This is a genomic window from Magnetospirillum sp. 15-1 (genome assembly GCF_900184795.1).
Lineage (GTDB): Bacteria > Pseudomonadota > Alphaproteobacteria > Rhodospirillales > Magnetospirillaceae > Phaeospirillum.
In genome coordinates, this window is sequence record NZ_FXXN01000025.1 from 444,417 (window position 1) to 468,017 (window position 23,601).

The window sequence follows — 23,601 nt, forward strand, 5'->3', positions numbered from 1 at the left end:
CATGATCGCCAGCCCGCCCCGTGGACGTTTCATCACCTTCGAGGGCGGCGAGGGGGCGGGCAAGTCGACCCAGGTGCGGCTGCTGGCCGATTCCCTGCGCGACGAAGGGCTGATGGTGGTCACCACCCGCGAGCCCGGCGGCTCGAGCGGGGCCGAGGCCATCCGCGCCCTGCTGGTGGAGGGCGATCCCGATCGCTGGGACGGAGTGACCGAGGCGCTGCTTCATTTCGCGGCGCGGCGCGACCATCTGGTCAAGACGGTGTGGCCGGCGCTCGAGCGCGGCGCCTGGGTGATCTCGGACCGTTTCGCCGATTCCACCCTGGCCTATCAGGGCTTCGGCCACGGCCTCGACCCCGATGTCATCGCCAATCTGTACCGTGTCGCCGTGGGTCATTTCGCCCCCGACCTCACCCTGGTGCTCGACCTGCCGGTGGAAAACGGGCTGGAGCGGGCCGGGCTGAGGGGCGGGGCCGAGGACCGCTACGAGCGCATGGGGCTGGGGTTTCACCAGCGCCTGCGCCAGGGTTTCCTGGGGATCGCCGCCGCCAATCCCGTCCGCTGCGCCGTGATCGACGCGACCCACAGCCCGGACGAGGTGCACGGCGACATCATGGCGACGGTAAGGGCCCGGCTGCCGGTGCCATGAGCGAGTCGCCCCATCCCCGCGAGACTTCCGACCTGTTCGGCCATGCGGCCGCCGAGACGGCGCTGCTGGATGCCTGGAACTCGGGCCGCCTTGCCCATGCGTGGCTGCTGTGCGGCCCCAAGGGCATCGGCAAGGCGACGCTGGCCTATCGCTTCGCCCGCTTCGTACTGGCCGGCGGCGGCGAGGGCGGCGGACTGTTCGGCGATGCGCCCGACAACCTGGAAATCCGCCCGGATCATCCGGTGTTCCGCCGCATCGCCTCCCAGGGGCACGCCGATCTCGAGACGGTGGAGCGCGGCTGGGCCGACGACAAGAAAAGCAAGCTGCGCTCGGAGATTGTCGTCGAGGATGTGCGCGGCATCGGCCACTTCATGTCGCTGACCCCGGCCGAGGGCGGCTGGCGGGTGGTGATCATCGATTCCGCCGACGAAATGAACCGCAACGCCGCCAACGCGGTGCTGAAGGTCCTGGAAGAACCGCCGCGTAATGCCTTGATGTTGCTGATATCCCACTCGCCGGGCCGTCTGCTGCCCACTATCCGCTCGCGCTGTCGCCGCCTGATGCTTCAGCCGTTGGCGGAAGACGTGGTCGCCGACCTGCTGACCCGCCAGCGGCCCGAGCTGGGTCCGACGGAAGTGGCGGCCCTGGCCAAGCTGGGAGAGGGCAGCATCGGCAAGGCCCTGGCCCTGGCCGACGAGGGCGGCCTCGATCTCTACCGCGAGCTTCTCGACCTGCTGCACGGCTTGCCGCGTCTGGACGTGCCGGCCCTGCATGCCTTTGGCGACAAGGTGGCGCGACCCGAGAACGATGGATCGTTCCGTACCGTTACCGAATTGCTGGGCTGGTGGCTGGCCCGCCTGATCCGGGCCGGCGGGCGCAAGGGCCACGGCATGGCCGAGGTGGTGGCGGGCGAGGGCGCCCTGATGGAGCGCTTGCTGGCGGCGGCCAGCCTTGAACATTGGCTGGAGGTGTGGGAAAAGATCACCACCCTGTTCGCCCGCACCGAAGCGGTCCACCTCGACCGCAAGCAGGCCGTTCTCGGCGCCTTCATGGCGGTGGAACGCCTCGCCCGCCAGGGTTCAAGATAGCGGGCAACAACCTGATTTAGCGGAGCATTTCCCATGACCGGGGCCGGGACCTTCTACGTCACCACGCCGATCTATTATGTCAATGACAAGCCCCATATCGGCCACGCCTATACCACGCTGGCCTGCGATGTGCTGGCGCGCTTCAAGCGCCTGGACGGCTTCGACGTCAAGTTCCTGACCGGCACCGACGAGCATGGCCAGAAGGTGGAGAAGTCGGCGGAGACCTTCGGCATGACGCCGCAGGCCCTGGCCGACCAGAATTCGGCCAATTTCCGCGAATTGGCCAAGATTTTGGGCTGCACCAACGACGATTTCATCCGTACCACCGAGGCGCGCCACAAGGTCGCCTGCCAGGCGCTGTGGGACAAGCTGGTGGAAAAGGGCGACATCTATCTCGGCGCCTACGAGGGCTGGTACTCGGTGCGCGACGAGGCGTTCTACGCCGAGGACGAGCTGATCAAGGGCGAGGGCGGCGCCAAGCTGGCGCCGACCGGCGCGCCGGTGGAATGGGTGAAGGAGCCCAGCTACTTCTTCCGCCTGTCGGCCTGGCAGGACCGTCTGCTCAAGTGGTACGAGGACAATCCCGATTGCGTGGCGCCCAACTCGCGGCGCAACGAGGTGATGAGCTTCGTGAAGGGCGGGCTGCAGGACCTGTCGGTGTCGCGCACCAGCTTCAAATGGGGCATTCCGGTGCCCGGCGACGACGCCCACATCATGTATGTCTGGCTGGACGCGCTGACCAACTACATCACCGCCGTCGGCTATCCCGACACCTCGGGCGACTTCGCCCGCTACTGGCCCAACGTCATCCATATGGTGGGCAAGGATATCGTCCGCTTCCATGCCGTCTATTGGCCGGCCTTCCTGATGGCCGCCGATCTGGCCCCGCCCAGGCGGGTCTTCGCCCACGGCTGGTGGACCAACGAAGGCCAGAAAATCTCCAAGTCGCTGGGCAACGTCATCGACCCGCTGGAGCTGATCGAGACCTATGGCCTGGACCAGGTGCGCTATTTCCTGCTGCGCGAGGTTCCCTTCGGCAATGACGGCGACTTCTCCCGGCGCGCCATGATGGGCCGCATGAACAGCGAACTGGCCAACGATTACGGCAATCTGGTCCAGCGCTCGCTGTCCATGATCGGCAAGAATTGCGGCGGCGTGACGCCCGAGCATTCCCCCGACACCGACGACGACAGGGAAATGCTGGGCGCCGCCTACGGCATGCTGCCCAAGGTCCGCGACGCCATCGACCGCCAGCTCTATCACGAGGCCATCGAGGCCATCTGGGTGGTCGTCCGCGCCGCCAATGCCTATGTGGATAAGCAGGCGCCCTGGGCGCTGAAGAAGACCGATCCCGCCCGCATGGGCACGGTGCTGTGGGTGCTGGCCGAGACCATCCGTTCGGCTTCCCTGCTGACCCAGCCGTTCATGCCCGCCGCCTCGGGGAAAATCCTCGACCAGTTGGCGGTGGCGGACACGGAGCGCAGCTTCGCTTTCTTCGGTCCGGACCACGCGCTGAAGGCGGGGATCGCCCTGCCGGCGCCCCAGGGCGTGTTCCCGCGCTATGTGGAAGAGGCCTCCGCCTAAATGCTGGTCGACAGTCACTGCCATCTGGACTTCCCCGACTTCGCCGACGATCTGGACGGCGTGGTCGGCCGGGCCAAGGATGCCGGGGTAGGGGTGCTGCTGACCATCGGCACCCATATCACCCGCTATGAACAGGTGGTCCGGGTGGCCGAGCGCTTCGACAACGTCTGGGCCACGGTGGGTATCCACCCGCACGAGGCCGGCGTGGCGCCCTATGCCGACCTCGACACCCTGTTGCGTCTGGCCGAGCATCCCAAGGTGGTGGCGTTCGGCGAAACCGGGCTGGATTATTACTACGACAAGAGCCCGCGCGAGCGGCAGCAAGATTCGTTCCGTATCCATATCGAGGCCGCGCGGCGCTCAGGATTGCCGGTGATCGTCCATACCCGCGACGCCGACGACGATACCGGGGCGATTTTGGCCGAGGAGATGGGGAAGGGGGCCTTCACCGGGCTGGTCCATTGCTTCAGCTCCGGCCCCGACTTCGCTGAAAAGGCTGTGAAGTTGGGCCTTTTCATCTCGGCGTCCGGCATCATGACCTTCAAGACCGCCGACATCTTGCGCGATACCCTGGCGGGCGTACCGCTGGACCGCCTGCTGGTGGAGACCGACGCCCCCTATCTGGCGCCGATTCCTTATCGCGGCAAGCGCAACGAACCCGCCTACGTGGCTCACACCGCCGCCCGGCTGGCCGAGGTCAAGGGCGTCTCCATGGCCGAGGTGGAAGCCGCCACCACCGGCAACTTCCACCGCCTGTTCAAGAAAGTGGCGCGGCCATGAAGGTGACCTTCCTCGGCTGTGGCGGCGCCGCCGGCGTTCCGACCATCTCCGGGGGATGGGGAGCCTGTGACCCCGCCAACCCGCGCAACCGCCGTCTGCGGTCCTCCATCCTGGTCGAGGAGGGGGAGACCCGTATCCTGGTGGACACCTCGCCCGACCTGCGCGACCAGTTGCTGGCGGCGAAGGTGCGCAGCGTCGACGCGGTGATCTACACCCACGACCACGCCGACCATCTGCACGGCATCGACGACCTGCGCGAGATCAATCGCGCCACCCGCAAGTGGCTGCCCATATGGGGCGATGCCGGAACGCTGGCCACCGCCCGGAACCGCTTCGCCTATGCCTTCGAGCCGATGGTGGAGATGGGCGAGTTTATCTACCGCCCGCTGCTGGAGGCCCACGAGATCAGTGGACCGTTCCGTATCGGCGATATTGAGGTGATTCCCTTCGACCAGGACCACGGCTATTGCCGTACGCTGGGTCTGCGCTTCGGGCCGATCGCCTACAGCACCGACGTGGTCGAGTTGCCACCGGAAGCCTTCAAGGCACTGGAAGGGGTTGATACCTGGATCATCGGCTGCCTGGTGGATTATCCCCACCAGACCCACGCCCATATCGCCAAGGCTCTGGAGTGGATCGATTGCGTCAGGCCCAGACGCGCCTATATCACCCATATGGGCTCCCGGCTCGATTACGAGGCGGTGCGGCGGGCCGTTCCGCCGCACGTGATACCGGCCCACGACGGGCTGGTGATCGAGCATGACCGCTGAGAAGAAGCCTTTTTCCGTCCTGCGCGACTTCCTGGAAAGCGAGGCGGCAGGCGGCATCATCCTGATGATTGCCGCCGCCCTGGCGTTGGCCGTCGCCAATTCGCCGCTGTCCGGCGCCTATTTCTCCACCCTGCGGGCCAAGGGCTTCGGACTGTCCGTCGAGCACTGGATCAATGACGGGCTGATGGCGGTGTTTTTCCTGCTGGTGGGCCTGGAGATCAAGCGCGAGGTTCTGGACGGGCAATTGTCCAGCTGGTCGCGGCGCGTCCTGCCTGGGCTTGGGGCCCTGGGCGGCATGGCGATGCCGGCCCTGGTCTATCTGGCCCTCAATGCCCAATCGCCGGAAAGCGTGCGGGGCTGGGCCATTCCCACCGCCACCGACATCGCCTTCGCCCTTGGGGTGCTGGCCCTGCTGGGATCAAGGGTGCCGGTCTCGCTCAAGGTCTTTCTGACCGCGCTGGCCATTATCGACGATCTCGGCGCGGTTCTGATCATCGCGCTGTTCTACACGGCCGACCTGTCGCTGCCGGCCCTGGGCGCGGCGGCGGCCCTGCTGGCTGGGCTGGTGGCCCTCAACCGGCTTGGGGTCGGAAAGGTGTGGCCCTATCTGCTGCTGGGGGCGGGGCTGTGGGCGGCCACGCTGCAATCGGGCATCCATGCCACCATCGCCGGCGTTGCCCTGGCCATGACCATTCCCATGCGTGCCGGCGGCGAGAATGGCGACGATCCGCATTCGCCGCTTCATCACCTGGAGCATGCCCTTGCCAAATGGGTGGCCTACGGCATCGTGCCGATCTTCGGCTTCGCCAATGCCGGCGTGTCGTTCGCCGGCTTGGAGCCCCGGGTCGTTCTCGGGCAATTGCCGCTGGGCATCGCGCTGGGCCTGTTTTTCGGCAAGCAGATCGGCGTGTTCGGCGCCGCCTGGGCAGCCATCCGCCTGGGCTTCGCCGAGCGGCCCGAGGGCGCCAGCATGGCCCAGCTTTACGGAATCGCCATCCTGTGCGGCATCGGCTTCACCATGAGCCTGTTCATCGGCGGACTGGCCTTCGGCGGACACGCCGAATCGTCGGACGCCGTTAAAATCGGCGTTTTGGCTGGCTCGGGGCTTTCCGCCATCCTGGGTTCGATCGTACTTCTGAGGTGTCGATATTCATCGTCATAATATACATTATGCGACAAATGGGTATAGGGTGTTTGGAGGATAAGATGAGCCAAACCGACCGCCTGATCCGCACACTGAGCCTCTCCCTCGCCCCTGCGGCCGATGCCGCCGCAATCGTGTCCCTGGTCCGCCCGGAAGGAATCCTGGACCTGCGGGCCACGGGCCAAGGCCGTATCGCCGTCACCTATGACCTGCGCCGCGTGACGATCTTTGCCATCGAAAGCTGGCTGGCCGCCAACCGCCTGCCTCTCTCGGCCTCCGTCTTCGCCCGCCTGCGGCGGCGCTGGCTGGCGTTCAAGGACGACAATCGCCGAGATCAGGCGGCCATCGTTCACCAGTGCTGCAGCGTTCCCCCCAGGCAGGATTAGCTCTATGCTGGCGCGGCCCAACCAACCGGAAGCATCATGATCATCGATCCCCGCGCCTTGCAGCCCGCCAAGTTCATCCAAAGCGACAACCCGGCCATCGTCGCCTTCGCCAAGGCCGCCGCCGCCGGCGCCGCCGACCGCCTGGATGCCGCCATCCGCCTTTATTACGCCGTCCGCGACACGGTGATCTATGATCCCTATGTGCGCTTCAACGCGCCGGAAACCTATTCCGCCGCCGATATCCTGGCCCGGGGACGCGGCTTCTGCATCCCCAAGGCCGCCCTGCTCACCGCCTGCGCCAGGGCGGTCGGCATTCCCGCCCGCCTGGGCTTCGCCGATGTGCGTAACCACCTCGCCACTCCCAAGCTGATCGAAAAGAACGGCGGCGACGTCTTCTGCTGGCATTCCTTCGCCGAGATCAGGGCCGAGGACCGATGGGTCAAGGCCACCCCCGCCTTCAACCTTGCTCTATGCGAGAAGTTCGGCGTCCATCCCCTTGAATGGGATGGAAAAACCGACTCGGTCTTTCATCCGTTCGACAAGCAGGACCGCCGGCACATGGAATATGTCCAGGAGCGCGGCAGCTATTATGACGTGCCCTACGATGAGATCACCGCCACCTATCGCGAGCGTTGCCCGCTGATGATGGTGGACGATCCCTGGGGGACTGGCGCCGACTTCGCCGCCGAGGCCAAGGCCCAGTGATGACGGAAAGGCCCATCGACCGTCTGCTGTCGATCATGGCGCGGCTGCGCTCGCCCGAGGGCGGCTGCCCCTGGGATCTGGAACAGACCTTCGCCACCATCGCGCCCTACACCATCGAGGAAGCCTACGAGGTGGCCGAGGCCATCGAGCACGGCGACATGCCCCAGTTGAAGGACGAGTTGGGCGACCTGCTGTTCCAGGTGGTGTTCTACGCCCAGATGGCCAGGGAGAACGGTGATTTCGACTTCGACGCCATCGCGTCCTCCATCGCCGACAAGATGATCCGCCGCCATCCCCACGTGTTCGTCGAGAACGATGGCCGCGATTGTGCCGGTCAGGTGGAAGCCTGGGAGGAAACCAAGGCTCGCGAGCGCGCCGCCAAGGCGCAAGGCGCTGCCGAGCCGGGCATCCTGGACGGCGTGGCCCGCACCCTGCCCCCCATGACGCGGGCCCTGAAGCTGCAAAACCGGGCCGCCCGCGTGGGCTTCGACTGGGACCGGCCGGAGACCATCCTCGACAAGCTCGCCGAGGAAGCTACTGAAATCGCCGATGAAATCCGTGCCGACGCCCCCTTCGACCGGCTGGAGGACGAGATGGGCGACGTATTGTTCGTCTGCGTCAATCTAGCCCGTAAACTGAACGTCGATCCCGAGCGCGCCTTGAAGCGCGCCAATACCAAATTCGAGCGCCGCTTCCGCCATATCGAGACGGAGTTGAAGGCCGCCGGGCGATCCGCCGAGTCGGCCACCCTCGACGAGATGGAGGCTCTGTGGCAGGCTGCCAAGACCTTGGAGAAGGCCGGAGGGCATGGTGGCGGGTGACTGGCTGAAGCGGATCGGCGTTCTGGCGGCGGTGCTGCTGCTGTCGTCGTGCTACATCCCCGACAAATTCAAGAGCGAGCTGCGCCTGTCCAAGTACGGCGATTACTCGCTGACCTACAAGGGCGACCTGATGTTCGCCCCCATCCTGGACGATTACCGCAAGAACAAGATCAAGCCCGAGGACGAGGCCGAGCGGCAGGAGAACATCCGCCGCGACCTCGCCCGCGACATCGCCTTCCGCAAGATCGAATCCAAGGGCAAGGGCCGCTTCGCCGTGGAATACGAGCGGGTCGGCCGGCTGGAACGGGTTCAGCTGACCTCGCTGATCCGCCGCGACGCCCGCCTCATTTCCATGCGTTCCATGGAAAACGGCGCCATCGTCATCAAGGCCAACGCCATGAAGCCCTCCGACGCCCAGATCCTGGCGGAACTGGGTCTCAACATGGAAGGCGAATTCCGCATCACCACCGATGGCAACGTGGTCAAACACAATGCCACCCAGGTCAAGCCGTTCGGTACCGCCAAGGTCTATATTTGGAAGATCGAGAATCCCCTGTCCGTCATGCCTGAACTGGTGATGATCCGCGACAACGATCCGCAACGCCCCCTCGCCCCCCGTGCTTCGGAAATGAAGTAGGCCTCGGAGATAAAGCAGCATGTGGAAGAACCGTACAGTGCTGGTCACCGGCGCCACCGCCGGTTTCGGCGCCGCCATCGCCCGGCGTTTCGCCGCCGATGGCGCCAATCTGGTGATCTGCGGCCGCCGCGCCGAACGGCTGGAGGCTCTTGAGGCCGAACTGGGTGCCGTTCCGGTGCATGCCGCCAGCCTGGACGTGCGCGACCGTGCCGCCGTGGCCGCCTTTACCGCCGCCCTGCCCTGGCCCGTCGACCTGCTGGTCAACAATGCCGGGCTCGCCCTGGGGCTGGAGCCCGCCCAGGCCGCCCTGCTCGACGACTGGGAAACCATGATCGACACCAACCTCAAGGGCCTGATGTACATGACCCGCGCCATCCTGCCCGGCATGGTGGAGCGTGATCGCGGTCATGTGGTCAACATCAGCTCGGTGGCCGGCACCTATCCCTATCCCGGCGGCAACATGTACGGCGCCACCAAGGCGGCGGTGACCCAGTTCTCGCTCAACCTGATCGCCGATTTGGTCAAGACCAAGGTGCGGGTCACCAATATCGAGCCGGGAATGTGCGGCGGCAGCGAGTTCTCGGAAGTCCGCTTCCATGGCGATGCCGAAAAGGCCGCCAAGGTCTACGAGGGCACCACGCCCCTCACCTCCGAGGATGTGGCCGAGGCGGTGTTCTGGGCCGCCTCCCTGCCCGCCCACGTCAACATCAACCGTATCGAGATGATGCCGGTCTGCCAGGCCTCGGCGCCCTTCGCCATCCATCGGTCGTAGGCGGGGTTATTTCCGCACCACCAGCGCCACGCCTGCGGCCGTGGCGGCCATGCCGGCCAGGGCCAGGGGCGTCAGCATCTCGTCGAACAGCAGCCAGGCCAGCAGCGCGGTGACCGGCGGCACCAGATAGAAGAAGCTGGCCACCTTGGCCGCCTCGCCCAGGCGGATCAGGGTCATCAGCAGGCTGATGGCTCCCAGCGACAGCACCAGCACCAGCCAGCCCAGCGACAGGATGAACGGCGTCGTCCACTGGATGACCATGGTCTCGCCGGTCAGGGCCAGCGGCAGCAGGGCCGCCAGGGCGGCCAGATACTGGATCAGGGTGCCGGTGCGCAGGTCCATGCCGGTACAGAACCGCTTCTGGTACAGCGTACCGCCGGTAATGGCCAGCAGCGCCGCGATGGCGAAAGCCATGCCGTCCCAACCGAATCCGTCGAAATTCACTCCCGTCAGCCGGGTGGACAGCACCATGGCGACGCCGACCAGCCCCAGGCCGAGGCCCAGCCACTGCCGCGGTCCCACGGTCTCGCCCAGCAACGGCCCAACCACGGCGGCGGTCAGCAAAGGCTGCAATCCGGCCACCAGGGCGACCATGCCCGAGGGAACGCCGTGATGGATGGCGCTGAACACTCCGCCGAGATAGATGGCGTGGACCAGCAGGCCGGATACCGCCAGATGGAGCCACAGCTTGGGATCGGCGGGAAATTTGGCGCGGCTGGCCACCACCACCACGCCCAGCAGGGCGATGACGATGACGAAGCGCAGCACCAGGAAGGTGAAGGGCTCGGCATAGGGCAGGCCGTACTTGCCGCCGATGAAGCCGGTGCTCCACAGCAGCACGAAGACGCCCGGCATGGCTTTGGTCCAGGCGTGTTCCCGCACTTGGCTCAGCCCTCGGCCTTGGGATGTTCGACCGGCTCGGGCCGCTTGGGCGGCGCCTCGCCGCCGGTCCAGAACACCCAGGTGGAGGCCAGCCAGGCCACCATGGCGATGAAGCCGGCCAGCTTGGGCGGCACGCCGAAATACCTGGGCAGGACCAGCAGCAGCGTGATGCCGCCGACAAAGCCGCAGACCGTCCAGGCGGCGCCGATCACGTGGCGCGGCAGGCCCTTCTTCTTGGGGGATTCACTCATGTTCTTCAGGGCCTGACATCGATGTAATTGACGACCTTCTTGATCCCCTCGCCTTCCTTCAGGCGGGCAATGGCCTTGTTGGCCTCCTCCTGCGACCGGGCGCGGCCGATCACGTAGAGATTGCCGTAGGAATCCACGGTGGTGCGGAAGTTCACGTCGGCCACCCCCTTGGTGCCGATCAGGCGCGCCTGCGCCTTGACGCCCATCTCCACCGTATCGGCCCAGCTGGGCAGTGCCTTGCGCCGGGCATCGTCCTTGGCCAGATAGGTCACCTGCCAGTAGAGCTTTCTGACGCCTTCGATGCTGCGCACGTCCTTCTGGAACTGGTCATAGGTGGCCTTGTCATCGAACAGACCGGTGACCAGCAGACGCTGCTCGTAGATCTCGGTGGAGGCCTGGATGGTGGTGTTCTTGCCCATATAGCCGTTGACCTTGGCGACGATCAGGTTGTCCTTGGCGATGTCCGAAGCCGAGCGCGCCTCGATGGCCCGGTCGATCAGCGTCTTGGGCGCGGTCAGCACGTCCATCAACTGGGCACGGGCCGGAGCGGCAAGGGCGAAAGTCGCAAGTACGACAACGGCAATTCGGCGCATGGTGCGGTTCCGCATGGGTGGTGTGACCACCAACCATACAGGCCAAGACCAACGGCGCCAATCGGCTATTTGTCCTGGCTATTTATCTGGCGGCGCCCTTGAGGTGCTTGTGCACCGCCTGACGCGAGATGCCCAGTTCCTTGCCGATGCGGGCCAGCGACCATTCGGGATTGGCCTCCTTCAGGGCGCGGGCGCGATCCTTGGTCGACTGCCCGGCGCCACGGGTGCTCAACCCCGTGGCAAGCGCCGCGAAATCCGCCGCCAGGACGCCGTAGCCGCTGCCGTCCTCGCCCCCTCGCCCGGCCCAGTATTCCAGACGAGCGGAAAAATCGGCGATGGTCACGGCCGGAAGGCCGTTGCGCCATGCCGCCTCCACCAGCCGGTGACGGGCGGCGCAGGCCGCCGGCAAGGCGGGGGGCTGGGCGGTGGGGTCGGCCACCAGTTCCATGTGGCGCAGCCGTCCCTCCCAGCGCAGGGACTCGGCACGTGCCGCCTCGACGCTGGCCGGCATGGGATGGACGGCGGCCACGATCGCCTCTACCTCCGACGGCGTCTCGCAGGCGCTTGCGGCCTGGATGAACAGCAACTCGAAATCCGTGGGGCGCAGGACCGCTTCCTCGCTGCCGTAGCGCTGGATCACCACGGCCCGCTCGTCGATACGGGTCAGTTCGCGCAGGCGGAACAGCCGTACCGCCCGGATGATGCTGCCCGGCTTGGCGCCTTCCTCGTGCAGACGCAGCGCCTGCATGGCGGCCTCGGCGCCGTCGCCCTTGCGGGTGGCCCAGCGCCGCGCCAACACCTCGAGCCCGGCGGGATAGCTGCCCCATTCCAGATCACAGAACGCCCGAGCGCGCTCCAGCGCCTCGTCCTGCTCGGCCTCGTTCTCGGCCTCATAGAGCGCCAGCATGCCTTCCAGGCGGTCGAGAGCCTTATCCTCCCGCCCCTGGCTCATCAAATCGAAAAGGTCCATCGCCCCCTCGTCAACACACGGGTTGACGGTGCAACGCCCCGGGCGCCCTGTCAAGACACCGCAATCCATCTTAAGTGTTCTGGGAGTTCCGATCCTGCCGCTCGGCGGCGACCTTGGCCACCACCGCCTTGACCAGACTGGGGGGCGCCGTCAGCACGGAATAGCCTTCGCTGGCGAGGCAGGCGGTTACTGCGGCAAGAAGCAGTCGCGGGATCATCATGGCCTCCGTCAAGACGACGGCAGTGAAAGTCTAGAAAAATCTAGCATAATGCGCGTGAATAACCGGTTAATCGGGCTGACCGATGACGAGATGTAGAAAAGCCCGCCGGACGGGCCGGCGGGCTCTCGAGGTCTTGGTGGGTCCGCCGGGACTCGAACCCGGGACCTCTCGATTAAAAGTCGCTTGCTCTACCAACTGAGCTACGGACCCGGAAAAGAGGGCGCTCACCATAGGCAGATGAGCGCCGCTCGTCAACGCTTGGAAAATCTCTATTTCTTGACGTCGGCCAGCACCTGCATGCGGATCAGCTTGTCGGGCTTGGAGACGATGCCGTTGTCCCCCGCGTCACCGGCCTTGATGCGGTCGACGCTCTCCATGCCCTCGACGACCTTGCCCACGGCGGTGTAACGGCCATCCAGGCTGGGGGCCGAGCCGAACATGATGAAGAACTGGGAATCGGCGCTGTCCGGGCTGGCCGAACGGGCCATGCCCACCACGCCGCGCACGAAGGGCTCGCCGGTGAATTCGGCACGCAGCTTGACGCCCGAGCCGCCGGTGCCGGTGCCGGTGGGATCGCCGCCCTGGGCCATGAAGCCGGGGATGACGCGATGGAACACCGTGCCGTCATAGAAGCCCTTGCGGACCAGTTCCTTGATACGGGCCACGTGCTTGGGGGCCAGATCGGGGCGCAGTTCGATGGTCACCTTGCCGGTGGGCAGTTCCAGCAGCAGAGTATTCTCGGGATCGGCGGCCAGGACCGGCTGGGCCACGGCCAGAACCAGGGCGGCGGCGGCGAAAAACAGTCGCTTCAGCATGGTCTCAATCCTCGGAATCAGCGGCGACGCGGAGCGTGACGATACAGTCGGGGTCGGTAACGGCTCCACTGCGCGGCGCGCCCTTCTTGATGTTGTCGACCAGGTCCATGCCCTCGACCACCTGACCCCAGATGGTGTACTGGCGGTCCAGATACGACTGGGTGTCGAAGCAGATGAAGAACTGGGAATCGGCGCTGTCCGGCGACTGGGCGCGCGCCATGGAGCAGGTACCGCGCACATGCTTGGCCGCATTGAACTCGGCCTTCAGCTTGGTGCCCGAACCACCGGTGCCGGTGCCCTGCGGGCAGCCGGTCTGGGCCATGAAGCCGTCGATCACCCGATGGAACTTGATGCCGTCGTAGAACTTGGCGCGAGCCAGTTCCTTGATGCGGGCAACGTGGTTGGGGGCGAGGTCGGGGCGCAGTTCGATGACGACGCGACCGTCCTTCAGGTCGAGATAAAGAGTATTCTCAAGGTCCACAGTGGTCTTCCTTAAGCCGAGAAGCCGAATTTCTCGTCCAGCCGCGCCTTGACGCGGGGACTGACGAATTGGGAGATCTCACCGCCCAGGCGGCCGATCTCCTTGACGAAGCGCGACGAAATGAACTGGCAGCGTTCGGAGGCCATCAGGAAGATGGTCTCGATATCGGGCGACAGGCGGGCGTTCATGCCGGCCATCTGGAATTCATACTCGAAATCCGAGACGGCACGCAGGCCGCGCACGATCAGGTTGGCGCCGCACTTGGCGGTGAAATCCACCAGCAGGGTATCGAAGGGCCGCACCTCGATGCTGGCCCCCACCGCCTTGGCGAGGTCGGCCATCTCGACCTCGGCCATCTCCACCCGCTCTTCCAGGGTGAACAGCGGTCCCTTGCCGGCATTGACCGCCACGGCGACGATCAGGTGGTCAACCACCCGGGCGGCGCGGGCCACGATATCCATGTGGCCGTTGGTGATCGGATCGAAGGTTCCTGGATAAAGACCGACGCGCTTAGGCATCCTCGCCTCCCGCCATATCATCGGCTGCATCCCCGGCCCCCTCGTCGGATTCGTCGGATTCATCGCCATTGCTTCCGATATCGCACAGTCTGGCGGCGGAAACCACCCGCTCGTTTTCGGCGGTGCGCAGCAGCGTCACGCCCTGGGTCTTGCGGCCGGCGATGCGGATGTCGTCCACCGGCATGCGGATCAGCTTGCCGCCGTCGCTGACCAGCATGATGTCATCCTCGTGGTCGACGGGGAACGACGCCACCACCAGACCCGTCTTGGCGGTCATGTCCAGATTGGCGATGCCGGAACCGCCTCGGCCGGTAATGCGGTACTCGAAGGCCGAGGTGCGCTTGCCGAAGCCGTTCTCGGTGACGGTCAGGATGAACTGCTGCTCGGCGACCATCTTTTCCAGCTGTTCGGCCGGCAGATCACCCTTGAGGAAGGCGTCGCGGGTCTCGGAATCGTAATCGGTGTGGCGCAGGATGGACATGGAGATGACCTCGTCCTCCCCATCCAGCCGGATACCGCGCACGCCGGTGGAATCGCGGCTCTTGAACTCGCGCACGTCCTGAACCGGGAAGCGGATGGCCTTGCCCAGATGGGTGGCCAGCAGCACGTCGTCGCTTTCGGCCGCGCAGGTCTGCACCGAAATCAGGCGCTCGCCCTCGCCCAGCTTCATGGCGATCTTGCCGTTGGCGCGCACCTCGGTGAAGTCGGACAGCGGATTGCGCCGCACGTCGCCCTTGGAGGTAACGAACATCACGTGCAGGTCGCCCCAGGTGGTCTCGTCCTCGGGCAGCGGCATGATGGTCGAGATGGTCTCGCCGTCGTCCAGCGGCAGCAGATTGACCATGGCCTTGCCGCGTGCCTGGGGATTGCCCAGCGGCAGGCGGTAGACCTTCAGCTTGTAGGCGATGCCGGTGGACGAGAAGAACAGTACTGGCGTGTGGGTGTTGACCACGAACACCTGGGAGAGGAAGTCCTCGTCCTTGATGTTCATGCCGGAGCGCCCCTTGCCGCCGCGCTTCTGGGCGCGATAGGCCGACAGCGGCACCCGCTTGATGTAGCCGGTGTTGGTCACCGTCACCACCATGTCCTCGCGGGCGATGAGGTCCTCGATATCGGCCTCGAACTCGTTTTCCTCGATGGTGGTGCGGCGCGGCGTGGCGAACTGCTCGCGAATTTCCATCAGCTCGCCGCGCATCACCTCGAACAGGCGCGGACGCGACGACAGGATCAGCAGGTAGGCTTCGATCTGGTGGCCGATCTCGCGCAATTCGTCGCCGATCTTGTCGCGCTCCAGCCCGGTGAGGCGGTGCAGACGCAGGTCGAGGATGGCCTTGGCCTGAATCTCGGACAGGCGGTAGCAGCCGTCCTCGATGGTGCGGCCGGGCTCGTCGATCAGGCGGATCAGCGGCTCCACGTCGCCCACCGGCCAGGCGCGGGTCATCAGCTTCTCGCGCGCCTCGCCCGGATCGGGAGCGGCGCGGATCAGGCGGATCACCTCGTCGATATTGGCCACGGCGATGGCCAGACCGGCCAAGACATGGGCGCGGTCGCGGGCCTTGCCCAGTTCGAAGATGGTGCGCCGCGTGATCACCTCTTCGCGGAAGGCGATGAAGGCGACGATGATGTCGCGGAGCGTCATCATCACCGGCCGGCCGCCGTTGAGCGCCAGCGAGTTGACGCCAAAGCTGGTCTGCAAGGGGGTGAAGCGGTAAAGCTGCGCCAGCACCACCTCGGCGATGGCGTCGCGCTTGATCTCGACCACCACCCGCACGCCGTCGCGATCGGATTCGTCGCGCAGGTCGGAGATGCCCTCGATCTTCTTGTCGCGGACCAGCTCGGCGATCTGCTCGAGCATGCGGGCCTTGTTCACCTGATAGGGAATCTCGGTGACGACGATGGCTTCGCGGTCCTTGCGGATCTCCTCGATATGGACGCGGCCGCGCATGACCACCGAGCCGCGGCCGGTCAGTTGGGCGGCGCGGATGCCGGAGCGGCCGAGAATGGTGCCGCCGGTCGGGAAGTCCGGACCGGGCACCAGCTCCATCAGCCGCTCGACCGTCACATTGGGGTCGTCGATATAGGCGCAGCAGGCGTCGATCACCTCGCCCAGGTTATGGGGCGGGATGTTGGTGGCCATGCCCACCGCGATACCGCCGGCGCCGTTGACCAGCAGGTTGGGATACCTGGCCGGCAGCACCATGGGCTCGTAGGTGGATTCGTCGTAATTGGCCTGGAAATCGACGGTTTCCTTGTCGATGTCCTCGAGCAGGGAATGGGCCGAGCGGGCCAAGCGGGCCTCGGTATAACGCATGGCCGCCGGCGGATCGCCGTCCATGGAGCCGAAATTGCCCTGCCCGTCCACCAGCGGCAGACGCATGGAGAAATTCTGCGCCATGCGAACCATGGCGTCGTAAATGGCCGAGTCGCCATGGGGGTGATACTTACCCATGACGTCGCCGACGATGCGGGCCGATTTGCGGAAGGGCTTGTTGTAGTGATACCCCGCCTCGTTCATGGCGAACAGGATGCGGCGGTGGACCGGCTTCAGCCCGTCACGGACGTCGGGAAGCGCACGGCTCACGATCACGCTCATGGCGTAATCGAGATAAGAGCGCTTCATCTCGTCTTCGATAGTGACCGGAGTAATGTCGAATTGCGGCGACGCGGGAGGCGTGGTCAACGAAATTTTCCCATCGGTTTCAATAGAGGAACCAGAATTTGGGGTGGACGCAGGTCCACGCGGGCGCACGCTACCAGATATCGTGAGTCCCGACAACCCGAGGGTATGGGCTACGCGGTATTCGAAGTGAACTCTTGCCGACGCTCTGTCATAATGGGCGACGGCGCGGCTTGCCTCGGGATGGAGCATGAAGCAAGAAATCTCTGCGGCCCAGGTGGTTTCGGCCCGGGCATCCGAGACCGGCGATGCGGTCCGCGTGGTGCTGGCCGACGAATCGGGCGAGGAGCACGTGGTGGTCCTGCCGCTGGATCAACTGGCCCTGCTGTCGGCCTGGCTGGAACAGGCCGGGCGCATTCCCGCCGAAGAGGCGTCCCAGCCCGCCCAGGACACCCCCATCACCGCCCCCGCCCATTCGGTCGAGCGCTGGACCATTCAGCCCGAGGCCGACGACGAACACATCCTGCTGGGCTTCAAGCTGGCCAAGGGCGCGGAAATGAGCCTGCGCATGCACCGCAGCGGCGTCGCCGCCTATGCCAAGGCGCTGACCTCCATGCTGGGCCGCCTGCTCCCCGCCCCGCCGACCAAGGCCAAGCATTAGCCCTTTCTCGCGCGGTCTCCTTGCAATATGATCCGCGCCAATTTCGTCAATGGGAGCCAAATCGCCATGGCTGGCAGCGTCAACAAGGTCATTCTCGTCGGCAATTTGGGCCGCGATCCCGAGGTTCGGACCTCGCAGGATGGGTCGAAGATCGTCAACCTGAACATCGCCACCTCCGAGACCTGGAAGGATCGCGGCACCGGCGAGCGCAAGGAAAAGACCGAGTGGCACCGGGTGGTGATCTTCAATCCCAACCTGGCCGACGTGGCCGAGCGCTATCTGCGCAAGGGCTCCAGCGTCTACGTGGAAGGCGCGTTGCAGACCCGCAAGTGGACCGATCAGTCGGGCCAGGAAAAATACACCACCGAGGTGGTGATCGGCCGCTTCAAGGGCGAGCTGACCCTGCTGGGCGGCCGTGACGGCGGCGGTGCCGGCGGCGGCGGCGGATATGACGACAGCCCGCGCCAGAGCGGCGGCGGCGGTTCGCGCCAGGGCGGCGGCGGTGGCGGCCAGTCCTGGGAGCCCCCGGCCGACCTGGACGACGAAATCCCCTTCTGAGGCCCGATGGCCTCGTGCAAACGGAAACGGCACCGCCCACAGCGGTGCCGTTTTTCATTGGCTCATGAATTTGTAGGGACAGAGTTACAAGACACGGATGGGCACGGATGCGGTGCTATGCACCGCTCGCGGATGAACAGGGAAATCCACGATTCGTGTGAAAAACCACAGACGGACGCCAACATGGCGTTGATGCCCGTTTTTGCCAGCCTCAGCGCTCGTGGAACGATTGCTGTATCTGGGTGAAGATCGGCTTCAGCATGTACTGCAGCAGGGTCTTGTCGCCGGTGATGATTTCCGCCGTCACCGACATGCCGGGCTGGATGGTGAAGCGTCCGGCGGTGGCGCCGACGTAATTGTGCTTCAGGTCGATCACGCCCTTGAAGAAGGGATTGCCCTTCTCGTCGGCGAAGCTGGAGGCCGAGATCTTGGTCAGGGTACCCTCCACCGCGCCGTAGCGGGCGAAATCATAGGTGGTGACCTTGACCCGGACCGGCTGCCCGACCTTGAGGTGGCCGACATCCTTGGTGCTGATCTTGGCGTCGACCTTCATCTGGGTCTCGACCGGCACCACCTCGCAGACATTGCCGCCGGCCTGGATAACGGCGCCACGATTCTTGACGGTCAGGCCTTTGACCAATCCGCGCACCGGAGCGACGATGTCCAGGCGGGTCACCCGATCTTCCAGACGACCGATGCTTTCCTGTACCTGGGCCAGTTCGTTGACGGTGGTGCCCAGGTCATCCATGGTGGTCTTCTGCAGCGTCGACTTATTGTCCATCAGGCGGTTTTCCACCTCGGATAAGGCCTCGCGCGCCGACACTTCCTGGCCGATCAGGCGGGACAGTTCACCCTGGACGCGCGACAGCTCGCGCTTGGTGTCCAGGAAGACCACTCGCGACACCAGTCCCTTGGCGACCAGTTCCTGCCGCATGGTCATTTCTTCCTGCAGCGGTCCCAACTGCTCGCGCAGGGATTTTTCCTGGGATTCCAGCAGACGCAGGTCGGCGCGTTTCTGCTCCATCTGCGACAGGATCACCGAGCGCGACGTATCGCGGGCCTGGGACTGGCTGTTGAAGATGGCCAGATTGTCGGCGATCAGCCGTTCGTAGCCCTGAGGCATGTGGGTGAAATCGGGCTGACGCTCTTCGGCCAGGGCGCGTAGGCGCTCGGCCTTGATCAGCAACGTGGCCTCGCGCGCCCGGGTCTGTTCCAGATCGGAAATGGCCTGGGCGGGGTTGAGGCGGACGATGGGAGCCCCCGCCTCCACCAGGTCGCCGTCGCGGGCGACGATGTCCTGGACGATGCCACCTTCCAGATGCTGCACCGCCTGGACCTGCCCCGAGGGGATGATCTGGCCTTCGGCGGTGGCGATTTCCGGCACGTCGGTCAGCGCCGCCCAGACGACGAAGGCCGCCGTGGTGGCGCTGGCCAGCAGCATGGTGAAGCGGATCAGGCCGGACGTGCCGCTTTCCTCCAGCACCAGGGCCTGGGCGAGATGGCGCGACTGCCGGTTGGACAGCTTGACCAGCGATTTGCCGGGACCGGCCGCCTGAGGCACCTTGTCGGGCTGGGGAACGTTGACCAGATTCTGGCCCGGATTCGGGTTCGCATTGGTGCTCATGTCAGATCAGATCCGGCGGTATGCGGGCCCGGACTTCTTCCGCCGGGCCGGCGAGACGCAGATAGCCGCCATCGAACACCAGGATGCGGTCGGCGACACGCAGGTGGCTGGGGCGATGGGTGACCATGAAGATGGTGGACTGGCCGCGGAAATTCTCGACCGACTGCATGAAGGTGCGGTCGCCCTCGAAATCCAGACCGTTGACCGGCTCGTCGAACAGCATGATCGGGCTGCGCTTGAGATAGCCGCGGGCCAGCGACAGCTTCTGGACGAAGCTGGTGGGCAGGTGCTCCGACGCGCCCTCGCCGATGCGGGTCTCGAGGCCGCGCGGCAGGGACATGATCTCCTCCCAGACGTCGGCCTGATCGCAGGCCCAGCGAATGTCCGCATCGGTGGCGGTGGGGTGCGACAGGCGCAGGTTCTGGGCCACCGTCCCGAAGAACAGATTACACTGCTGCGGGGTGTAGGAGATCATGTGCCGCATCTCGATGGGATCGATCTGGCGGATGTCGGTGGCGTCGATCTTCACCGCGCCGGCCTGGGGCGCATAAAGGCCCAGCAGCACCTTGAGGATGGTGGACTTGCCCGAGCCGTTGCGCCCGGTGACACACACCACCTCGCCCGGCTCCACCTCGAAGGAGACGCCGACCAGGGCGGGGTCCGACTCGTTGTTGTAACGCAACGAGACCCGTGAGAAGACCACACGGCCCTTGATGTTCTTCAGCGGCGCCACGATGGCCTTGGGGTCGCGTTCCGGCTTGATGCCCATCAGCCCGTCGATCTGGCGGATGGACCCCCTCACCTGCTCCACCCGCTGCAGCATGGTGAAGCCGGTCTGCAACGGTGACAGCACCCGCCACACCAGCATCATGGCGGCGATCAGGCCGCCGATGGACAGTACCCCGTCGATGACACCCAGCACGCCGACCATGATGGTGGCCAAACCCGACGAAATGATCAGGATATTGGAGCCGGTGCTGATGGCGATGGCGAACATGCCGTTCTTGAAGCCGCCCATGGCGGCGCGGGCCGACATCTCGCGATAGCGCTTGACCCAGGTGTGCTCGGCGGCGGCCAGCTTGACGGCGCGCATCTTGCCCAGGGCCTCGACCAGGAATTCCTGGCGCCTGGAACCGGCGCGCGACGCGATGCCCACATTCTTGCGCACCACGGGCATCACCGCCCAACCGCCCACCAGGAACAGGAAGGTGCCGACCACCGGCACCAGGGCGATCACGCCGCCCAGCAGCGCGATGACGGTGAAATAGAAGATGGCGAAGGGCAGTTCCATGAACACCGTGGCCAGCGGCCCGGTGAAGAACTCGCGCACCGACTCGAAGTCCTTGATGCGGGCCACCTGGGCACCGATGGTGGCCCGCTCGGTGAAGCCCGGCGGCAAGGCCAGGATGTGCTGGAAGATGTTGTTGCCCATGATGTTGTCAAGCCGGGCGCCCACGAAGGCCAGGATGCGGGCGCGGACCTCGCGCAGCATGGCATCCGCCGCCAGCGCCATGGTCACGCCGATGGAGAGCGATACCAGCATGGAATAGGACTGGGCGCCGATCACCTTGTCGTAGACGCTCATCACGAACAGCGGCGTGCCCAGGGAAAAGACGTTGAGCACGAAGGTGACGAAAAAGGCCTGCCAGTACAGAGGGCGGAAGCGCTCGAGCACGCTCCTGAACCAGCTCGCCGGCTTGGCGGCGCCGGCGTCGCTGCCCAGGTTGGTGAAGAAGTATGCCGTTCCCTTGATGCCCGAGGTGTCGAGCTTGACGGTGATGCCCTGGGCACTGTCGAAGACCTCGGCCTCCCCCTCCTCGTCGATCTTCTTGACGACCAGGGCGTGACTCTCGTCGGGCAGGAACAGGCAGGGCAGCAGGCGGGCATCGATGATCTCGAGGTCGAGACGCTCGGGCCGGCTGGAAAAATTGAGCGTCGCCATGACGTTGCGCAGACCGGTGAGGTCCAGGTCGTTGGCGAAGTGCGGCAGGGATTCCGCCACGTGGCGCGGATCGCCCTTCCAGCCCAGGGATTTCAGCAGGGGCAGCAGGCAGGCGGCCAGATCCGAGGCGGCCGAGAAGCCGCCCAGGGCGTTCTGGGCCAGTTGCTGTTCGTATTGCTCGATGGCCTGCTGATTGGGCTTGCGCGCCGAGGACAGGCTATGGGCCGCGGTGACGGTCATGCCGGACCGCCCTGGGGCAGCAGGGTCGGAGGAGCCTCGGGCATGGGCGGCCGCTCCTCGCGCGGGGCCTTGGCGATCAGCGTCCCGTCCTTCAGGTCGAACACCCGGTCGGCCAGTTTGACCAGCGAGGGGCGCGGCGTGACCAGCACCAGGGTCCGCTTGCCCTTGGCCCGCTCCAGCCAGACGCGCAGGAAGTTGTCGCCGGTGGTGTCCACCGCCGTGTTGGCCTCGTCGAACAGCACGACGCGCGGATTGTTGACCAGGGCGCGGGCGATGGCGATGCGCTGCTTGATGCCGCGCGGCAGGGAATCATAGGCGCCGTCGCCCACCGGCGTGTCGTAGCCCAGCGCCATGGTCGCCACCACCTCGTCCAGACCGAGCAACGCGGCGGTTTCCACCGCCACGTCGTCGAATTCCTTGCGGAACATGGTGATGTTCTGAAGGATCGTACCCTGGAACAGCACGCCCATCTGCGGCAGGAAGGCGATGTGGTCGCGCACGCTCTGCGGCTCGAACATGGTCATGGGCTGGCCGTCCACCAGCACTTGCCCGGTGGTGGGCTTGATGGCGCCCTGCATCAGGGTCAGCAGGGTGGTCTTGCCGCTGCCGTTGCCGCCCGAGATGGCGATGCACTCGCCCTCGCCGATCTTGATGGAAGCGTCGCGGATGATGATCGGCAGCTTCTCGCCGTAGCGGAAGCTGCAATCCTGCAATTCCAGCGCCCCCTTGCAGGCGGTCATCTTGGGCAGGCCCCTGGCCGATTCCGGCTTCAGCTTGAACAGCTCGGTCAGGCGGTGACGGGCCAGCATGAACGACTGGAAACGGGTCCATACGCCCAGAGCCTTCTGGATGGGAGCCATGGCGCGGCCGGACAGCATGGAGCAGGCCGCCAGACCGCCGGTGGTCATGTCGCCGTTCAGCACCACCAGGGCGCCGAACATGGCGACGCAGATGGTGGTGGCCTGGGAGAAGAACGACGACACGCCCATGGCGGTGGAGGAATTGAGCGCCACCTGATAGGCGCCCTCGGCGCAGGTCTCCTGCAGGCGCTCGTAGCGGCGCACCATCTGCGCCTCCATGGCGAAGGCCTTGACGCTGTGGATGCCGCCCAGCACCTCGATGATGAAGTTGAAGCGCCGGTCGTCGGCGGTCATGCGTTTTTGCAGCGAGGCCCGCAGCTTGCCGCCCAGGATGACGGCGGTCATGCAGAACAGGATCAGCAGGGCGATGGGCACCAGGACCAGGATGCCGCCCATCATGGCCACCAGACTGAGGTAAAGGATGGCGAAGGGCAGATCCAGCAGGGTCAGCATGGCCTGTCCGGCATAGAACTCGCGCACCGTGGCCAGCGAGTTCATGCGCTCGAGATGGGCGCCGGAGCCTTCCTTCTCGAACTCGTCAACGCCGGCCATCACCAGATGGCTCAGCGCCGTGCAGCCGGCATTGTGCTCGAACTTGGCCCCGACCCAGCCGGTGATCCACGAGCGGCAGAAGTTCAGGGTGGATTCCAGCAGCAGGGCGCCCAGCACTGCGCCCATCAGGAACACCATGGTGCCCACCGACTTGTTGGGCAGGATGCGGTCGTAGACCTGCAGCAGCGCCATGGGCAGCGCCAGACCGAGGATGTTGAGGAACAGCGACCCCAGGGCAAGGTCGAACAGACTGCCCTTCAGGGTTGAAAGCGAGGCGATGCTGAATGCGGGCGCGTCCGCGCCCTCGGGCTGCCCGGCCACAGGGTCACTCATGCGTAAGCACCACGGGCTGCAAGCTCGCGCTCCCTCGCCACCAACAAAACCAGCCGCCCCCTGCCCCGTCGGCAAGCGGCAGAATAGCGCCCAGCATCCGTAATAACCACCAGATATTGGTTATAAGCCGCAGCACAAGACTGGTCTTCAG

General features: G+C 65.5%; 25 protein-coding genes and 1 tRNA gene. 13 read left to right on the forward strand and 13 right to left on the reverse strand.

Annotated elements, in window-relative coordinates:
* Position 1: 1 nt before the first annotated feature.
* From tmk to CP958_RS15130, 11 genes are read left to right on the forward strand one after another with little or no spacing between them, the layout of a single operon-like run.
* Positions 2-646: a dTMP kinase gene (gene tmk / locus CP958_RS15080; RefSeq protein WP_096702878.1), complete on the forward strand. Its 645-nt coding sequence runs from the start codon at positions 2-4 to the stop codon at positions 644-646.
* Positions 643-1,734 (forward strand): DNA polymerase III subunit delta', encoded by a 1,092-nt coding sequence (locus CP958_RS15085; RefSeq protein ID WP_096702880.1) that lies wholly within the window; start codon positions 643-645, stop codon positions 1,732-1,734. Before tmk ends, CP958_RS15085 begins: the two co-directional genes overlap by 4 nt.
* Before the next feature lie 33 nt (positions 1,735-1,767).
* Complete coding sequence (metG, locus tag CP958_RS15090) at positions 1,768-3,318, forward strand: methionine--tRNA ligase (protein ID WP_096702882.1); 1,551 nt, start codon at positions 1,768-1,770, stop codon at positions 3,316-3,318.
* On the forward strand, positions 3,319-4,098 hold the full coding sequence (locus CP958_RS15095; protein WP_096702884.1) for a TatD family hydrolase: 780 nt from the start codon (positions 3,319-3,321) through the stop codon (positions 4,096-4,098). It abuts the gene before it with no gap.
* Positions 4,095-4,868 carry an MBL fold metallo-hydrolase gene (locus CP958_RS15100; protein ID WP_096702886.1) on the forward strand — a complete coding sequence of 258 codons (774 nt, stop codon included), beginning with the start codon at positions 4,095-4,097 and terminating at the stop codon, positions 4,866-4,868. Before CP958_RS15095 ends, CP958_RS15100 begins: the two co-directional genes overlap by 4 nt.
* Positions 4,858-6,030, forward strand: a complete 1,173-nt coding sequence (gene nhaA / locus CP958_RS15105; protein ID WP_096702888.1) for a Na+/H+ antiporter NhaA — start codon at positions 4,858-4,860, stop codon at positions 6,028-6,030. The genes CP958_RS15100 and nhaA overlap by 11 nt, the downstream gene beginning before the upstream one ends.
* Positions 6,031-6,074: 44 nt before the next feature.
* The gene (locus CP958_RS15110) at positions 6,075-6,398 is read left to right on the forward strand and encodes a hypothetical protein (RefSeq protein WP_096702890.1); all 324 of its coding nucleotides are present in this window, start codon (positions 6,075-6,077) and stop codon (positions 6,396-6,398) included.
* Positions 6,399-6,434: 36 nt separating this feature from the next.
* Positions 6,435-7,103 carry a transglutaminase-like domain-containing protein gene (locus CP958_RS15115; RefSeq protein ID WP_096702892.1) on the forward strand — a complete coding sequence of 223 codons (669 nt, stop codon included), beginning with the start codon at positions 6,435-6,437 and terminating at the stop codon, positions 7,101-7,103.
* Positions 7,103-7,924, forward strand: coding sequence for a nucleoside triphosphate pyrophosphohydrolase (gene mazG / locus CP958_RS15120; protein ID WP_096702894.1), 822 nt, complete (start codon positions 7,103-7,105; stop codon positions 7,922-7,924). Before CP958_RS15115 ends, mazG begins: the two co-directional genes overlap by 1 nt.
* Positions 7,911-8,561, forward strand: coding sequence for a hypothetical protein (locus CP958_RS15125; RefSeq protein WP_096702896.1), 651 nt, complete (start codon positions 7,911-7,913; stop codon positions 8,559-8,561). The genes mazG and CP958_RS15125 overlap by 14 nt, the downstream gene beginning before the upstream one ends.
* 19 nt (positions 8,562-8,580) lie before the next feature.
* Complete coding sequence (locus CP958_RS15130; RefSeq protein ID WP_096702898.1) at positions 8,581-9,333, forward strand: SDR family oxidoreductase; 753 nt, start codon at positions 8,581-8,583, stop codon at positions 9,331-9,333.
* Between the two features lie 6 nt (positions 9,334-9,339).
* On the opposite strand, the gene CP958_RS15135 is transcribed toward CP958_RS15130, so the two are convergent.
* The 10 genes from CP958_RS15135 to gyrA form a co-directional block, all read right to left on the reverse strand.
* Positions 9,340-10,188, reverse strand: coding sequence for a DMT family transporter (locus tag CP958_RS15135; RefSeq protein ID WP_096703089.1), 849 nt, complete (start codon positions 10,186-10,188; stop codon positions 9,340-9,342).
* 32 nt (positions 10,189-10,220) lie between these two features.
* Complete coding sequence (locus tag CP958_RS15140) at positions 10,221-10,466, reverse strand: hypothetical protein (protein WP_096702900.1); 246 nt, start codon at positions 10,464-10,466, stop codon at positions 10,221-10,223.
* A 5-nt stretch (positions 10,467-10,471) separates the two neighbouring features.
* The gene (locus CP958_RS15145; RefSeq protein ID WP_096703091.1) at positions 10,472-11,059 is read right to left on the reverse strand and encodes a BON domain-containing protein; all 588 of its coding nucleotides are present in this window, start codon (positions 11,057-11,059) and stop codon (positions 10,472-10,474) included.
* Positions 11,060-11,141: 82 nt separating this feature from the next.
* A complete protein-coding gene (locus tag CP958_RS15150) occupies positions 11,142-12,029 on the reverse strand; it encodes an HTH domain-containing protein (RefSeq protein WP_096702902.1) in 888 nt (295 codons plus the stop codon).
* 70 nt (positions 12,030-12,099) lie between these two features.
* Complete coding sequence (locus CP958_RS26445; RefSeq protein WP_170958987.1) at positions 12,100-12,249, reverse strand: hypothetical protein; 150 nt, start codon at positions 12,247-12,249, stop codon at positions 12,100-12,102.
* 134 nt (positions 12,250-12,383) lie between these two features.
* Positions 12,384-12,459: transfer RNA gene (locus CP958_RS15155), tRNA-Lys, on the reverse strand.
* A gap of 59 nt (positions 12,460-12,518) precedes the next feature.
* Entirely contained in the window at positions 12,519-13,064 is a 546-nt protein-coding gene (locus CP958_RS15160; RefSeq protein ID WP_096702904.1) for a peptidylprolyl isomerase, read from the reverse strand.
* 4 nt (positions 13,065-13,068) lie between these two features.
* The gene (locus CP958_RS15165) at positions 13,069-13,545 is read right to left on the reverse strand and encodes a peptidylprolyl isomerase (protein WP_096702906.1); all 477 of its coding nucleotides are present in this window, start codon (positions 13,543-13,545) and stop codon (positions 13,069-13,071) included.
* Between the two features lie 11 nt (positions 13,546-13,556).
* Positions 13,557-14,063 carry a pantetheine-phosphate adenylyltransferase gene (gene coaD, locus CP958_RS15170; protein WP_096702908.1) on the reverse strand — a complete coding sequence of 169 codons (507 nt, stop codon included), beginning with the start codon at positions 14,061-14,063 and terminating at the stop codon, positions 13,557-13,559.
* Entirely contained in the window at positions 14,056-16,743 is a 2,688-nt protein-coding gene (gene gyrA / locus CP958_RS15175; RefSeq protein ID WP_096702910.1) for a DNA gyrase subunit A, read from the reverse strand. Before gyrA ends, coaD begins: the two co-directional genes overlap by 8 nt.
* 187 nt (positions 16,744-16,930) lie before the next feature.
* Between gyrA and CP958_RS15180 the strand changes: the two genes are divergently transcribed.
* Together CP958_RS15180 and ssb are read left to right on the forward strand one after the other, a co-directional pair.
* On the forward strand, positions 16,931-17,341 hold the full coding sequence (locus CP958_RS15180) for a hypothetical protein (RefSeq protein ID WP_096702911.1): 411 nt from the start codon (positions 16,931-16,933) through the stop codon (positions 17,339-17,341).
* 66 nt (positions 17,342-17,407) lie between these two features.
* Positions 17,408-17,899: a single-stranded DNA-binding protein gene (gene ssb, locus CP958_RS15185; RefSeq protein WP_096703093.1), complete on the forward strand. Its 492-nt coding sequence runs from the start codon at positions 17,408-17,410 to the stop codon at positions 17,897-17,899.
* 211 nt (positions 17,900-18,110) lie between these two features.
* Here the strand turns inward: ssb and CP958_RS15190 are convergent, their stop codons facing one another.
* The 3 genes from CP958_RS15190 to CP958_RS15200 are packed head-to-tail and all read right to left on the reverse strand — an operon-like array spanning position 18,111 to position 23,450.
* A complete protein-coding gene (locus CP958_RS15190; RefSeq protein WP_096702913.1) occupies positions 18,111-19,523 on the reverse strand; it encodes an HlyD family type I secretion periplasmic adaptor subunit in 1,413 nt (470 codons plus the stop codon).
* A gap of 1 nt (position 19,524) precedes the next feature.
* A complete protein-coding gene (locus tag CP958_RS15195; protein WP_096702915.1) occupies positions 19,525-21,705 on the reverse strand; it encodes an ATP-binding cassette domain-containing protein in 2,181 nt (726 codons plus the stop codon).
* Entirely contained in the window at positions 21,702-23,450 is a 1,749-nt protein-coding gene (locus CP958_RS15200) for an ABC transporter transmembrane domain-containing protein (RefSeq protein WP_242442915.1), read from the reverse strand. Before CP958_RS15200 ends, CP958_RS15195 begins: the two co-directional genes overlap by 4 nt.
* Positions 23,451-23,601: the final 151 nt, after the last annotated feature.

What these genes read in the sequence shown, in the direction of transcription:
- nhaA (WP_096702888.1), top strand. Translation starts at nt 4,858, where the DNA reads ATGACCGCTGAGAAGAAGCCTTTTTCCGTCCTGCGCGACTTCCTGGAA.
- CP958_RS15150 (WP_096702902.1), bottom strand. Translation starts at nt 12,029, where the DNA reads ATGGACCTTTTCGATTTGATGAGCCAGGGGCGGGAGGATAAGGCTCTC.
- metG (WP_096702882.1), top strand. Translation starts at nt 1,768, where the DNA reads ATGACCGGGGCCGGGACCTTCTACGTCACCACGCCGATCTATTATGTC.
- CP958_RS15095 (WP_096702884.1), top strand. Translation starts at nt 3,319, where the DNA reads ATGCTGGTCGACAGTCACTGCCATCTGGACTTCCCCGACTTCGCCGAC.
- CP958_RS15135 (WP_096703089.1), bottom strand. Translation starts at nt 10,188, where the DNA reads ATGCCGGGCGTCTTCGTGCTGCTGTGGAGCACCGGCTTCATCGGCGGC.
- coaD (WP_096702908.1), bottom strand. Translation starts at nt 14,063, where the DNA reads ATGCCTAAGCGCGTCGGTCTTTATCCAGGAACCTTCGATCCGATCACC.
- CP958_RS15100 (WP_096702886.1), top strand. Translation starts at nt 4,095, where the DNA reads ATGAAGGTGACCTTCCTCGGCTGTGGCGGCGCCGCCGGCGTTCCGACC.
- CP958_RS15125 (WP_096702896.1), top strand. Translation starts at nt 7,911, where the DNA reads ATGGTGGCGGGTGACTGGCTGAAGCGGATCGGCGTTCTGGCGGCGGTG.
- CP958_RS15195 (WP_096702915.1), bottom strand. Translation starts at nt 21,705, where the DNA reads ATGACCGTCACCGCGGCCCATAGCCTGTCCTCGGCGCGCAAGCCCAAT.
- CP958_RS15115 (WP_096702892.1), top strand. Translation starts at nt 6,435, where the DNA reads ATGATCATCGATCCCCGCGCCTTGCAGCCCGCCAAGTTCATCCAAAGC.
- CP958_RS15160 (WP_096702904.1), bottom strand. Translation starts at nt 13,064, where the DNA reads ATGCTGAAGCGACTGTTTTTCGCCGCCGCCGCCCTGGTTCTGGCCGTG.
- CP958_RS15130 (WP_096702898.1), top strand. Translation starts at nt 8,581, where the DNA reads ATGTGGAAGAACCGTACAGTGCTGGTCACCGGCGCCACCGCCGGTTTC.
- CP958_RS26445 (WP_170958987.1), bottom strand. Translation starts at nt 12,249, where the DNA reads ATGATGATCCCGCGACTGCTTCTTGCCGCAGTAACCGCCTGCCTCGCC.
- tmk (WP_096702878.1), top strand. Translation starts at nt 2, where the DNA reads ATGATCGCCAGCCCGCCCCGTGGACGTTTCATCACCTTCGAGGGCGGC.
- CP958_RS15145 (WP_096703091.1), bottom strand. Translation starts at nt 11,059, where the DNA reads ATGCGCCGAATTGCCGTTGTCGTACTTGCGACTTTCGCCCTTGCCGCT.
- ssb (WP_096703093.1), top strand. Translation starts at nt 17,408, where the DNA reads ATGGCTGGCAGCGTCAACAAGGTCATTCTCGTCGGCAATTTGGGCCGC.
- CP958_RS15180 (WP_096702911.1), top strand. Translation starts at nt 16,931, where the DNA reads ATGAAGCAAGAAATCTCTGCGGCCCAGGTGGTTTCGGCCCGGGCATCC.
- CP958_RS15110 (WP_096702890.1), top strand. Translation starts at nt 6,075, where the DNA reads ATGAGCCAAACCGACCGCCTGATCCGCACACTGAGCCTCTCCCTCGCC.
- CP958_RS15190 (WP_096702913.1), bottom strand. Translation starts at nt 19,523, where the DNA reads ATGAGCACCAATGCGAACCCGAATCCGGGCCAGAATCTGGTCAACGTT.
- mazG (WP_096702894.1), top strand. Translation starts at nt 7,103, where the DNA reads ATGACGGAAAGGCCCATCGACCGTCTGCTGTCGATCATGGCGCGGCTG.
- CP958_RS15200 (WP_242442915.1), bottom strand. Translation starts at nt 23,450, where the DNA reads ATGAGTGACCCTGTGGCCGGGCAGCCCGAGGGCGCGGACGCGCCCGCA.
- CP958_RS15140 (WP_096702900.1), bottom strand. Translation starts at nt 10,466, where the DNA reads ATGAGTGAATCCCCCAAGAAGAAGGGCCTGCCGCGCCACGTGATCGGC.
- CP958_RS15085 (WP_096702880.1), top strand. Translation starts at nt 643, where the DNA reads ATGAGCGAGTCGCCCCATCCCCGCGAGACTTCCGACCTGTTCGGCCAT.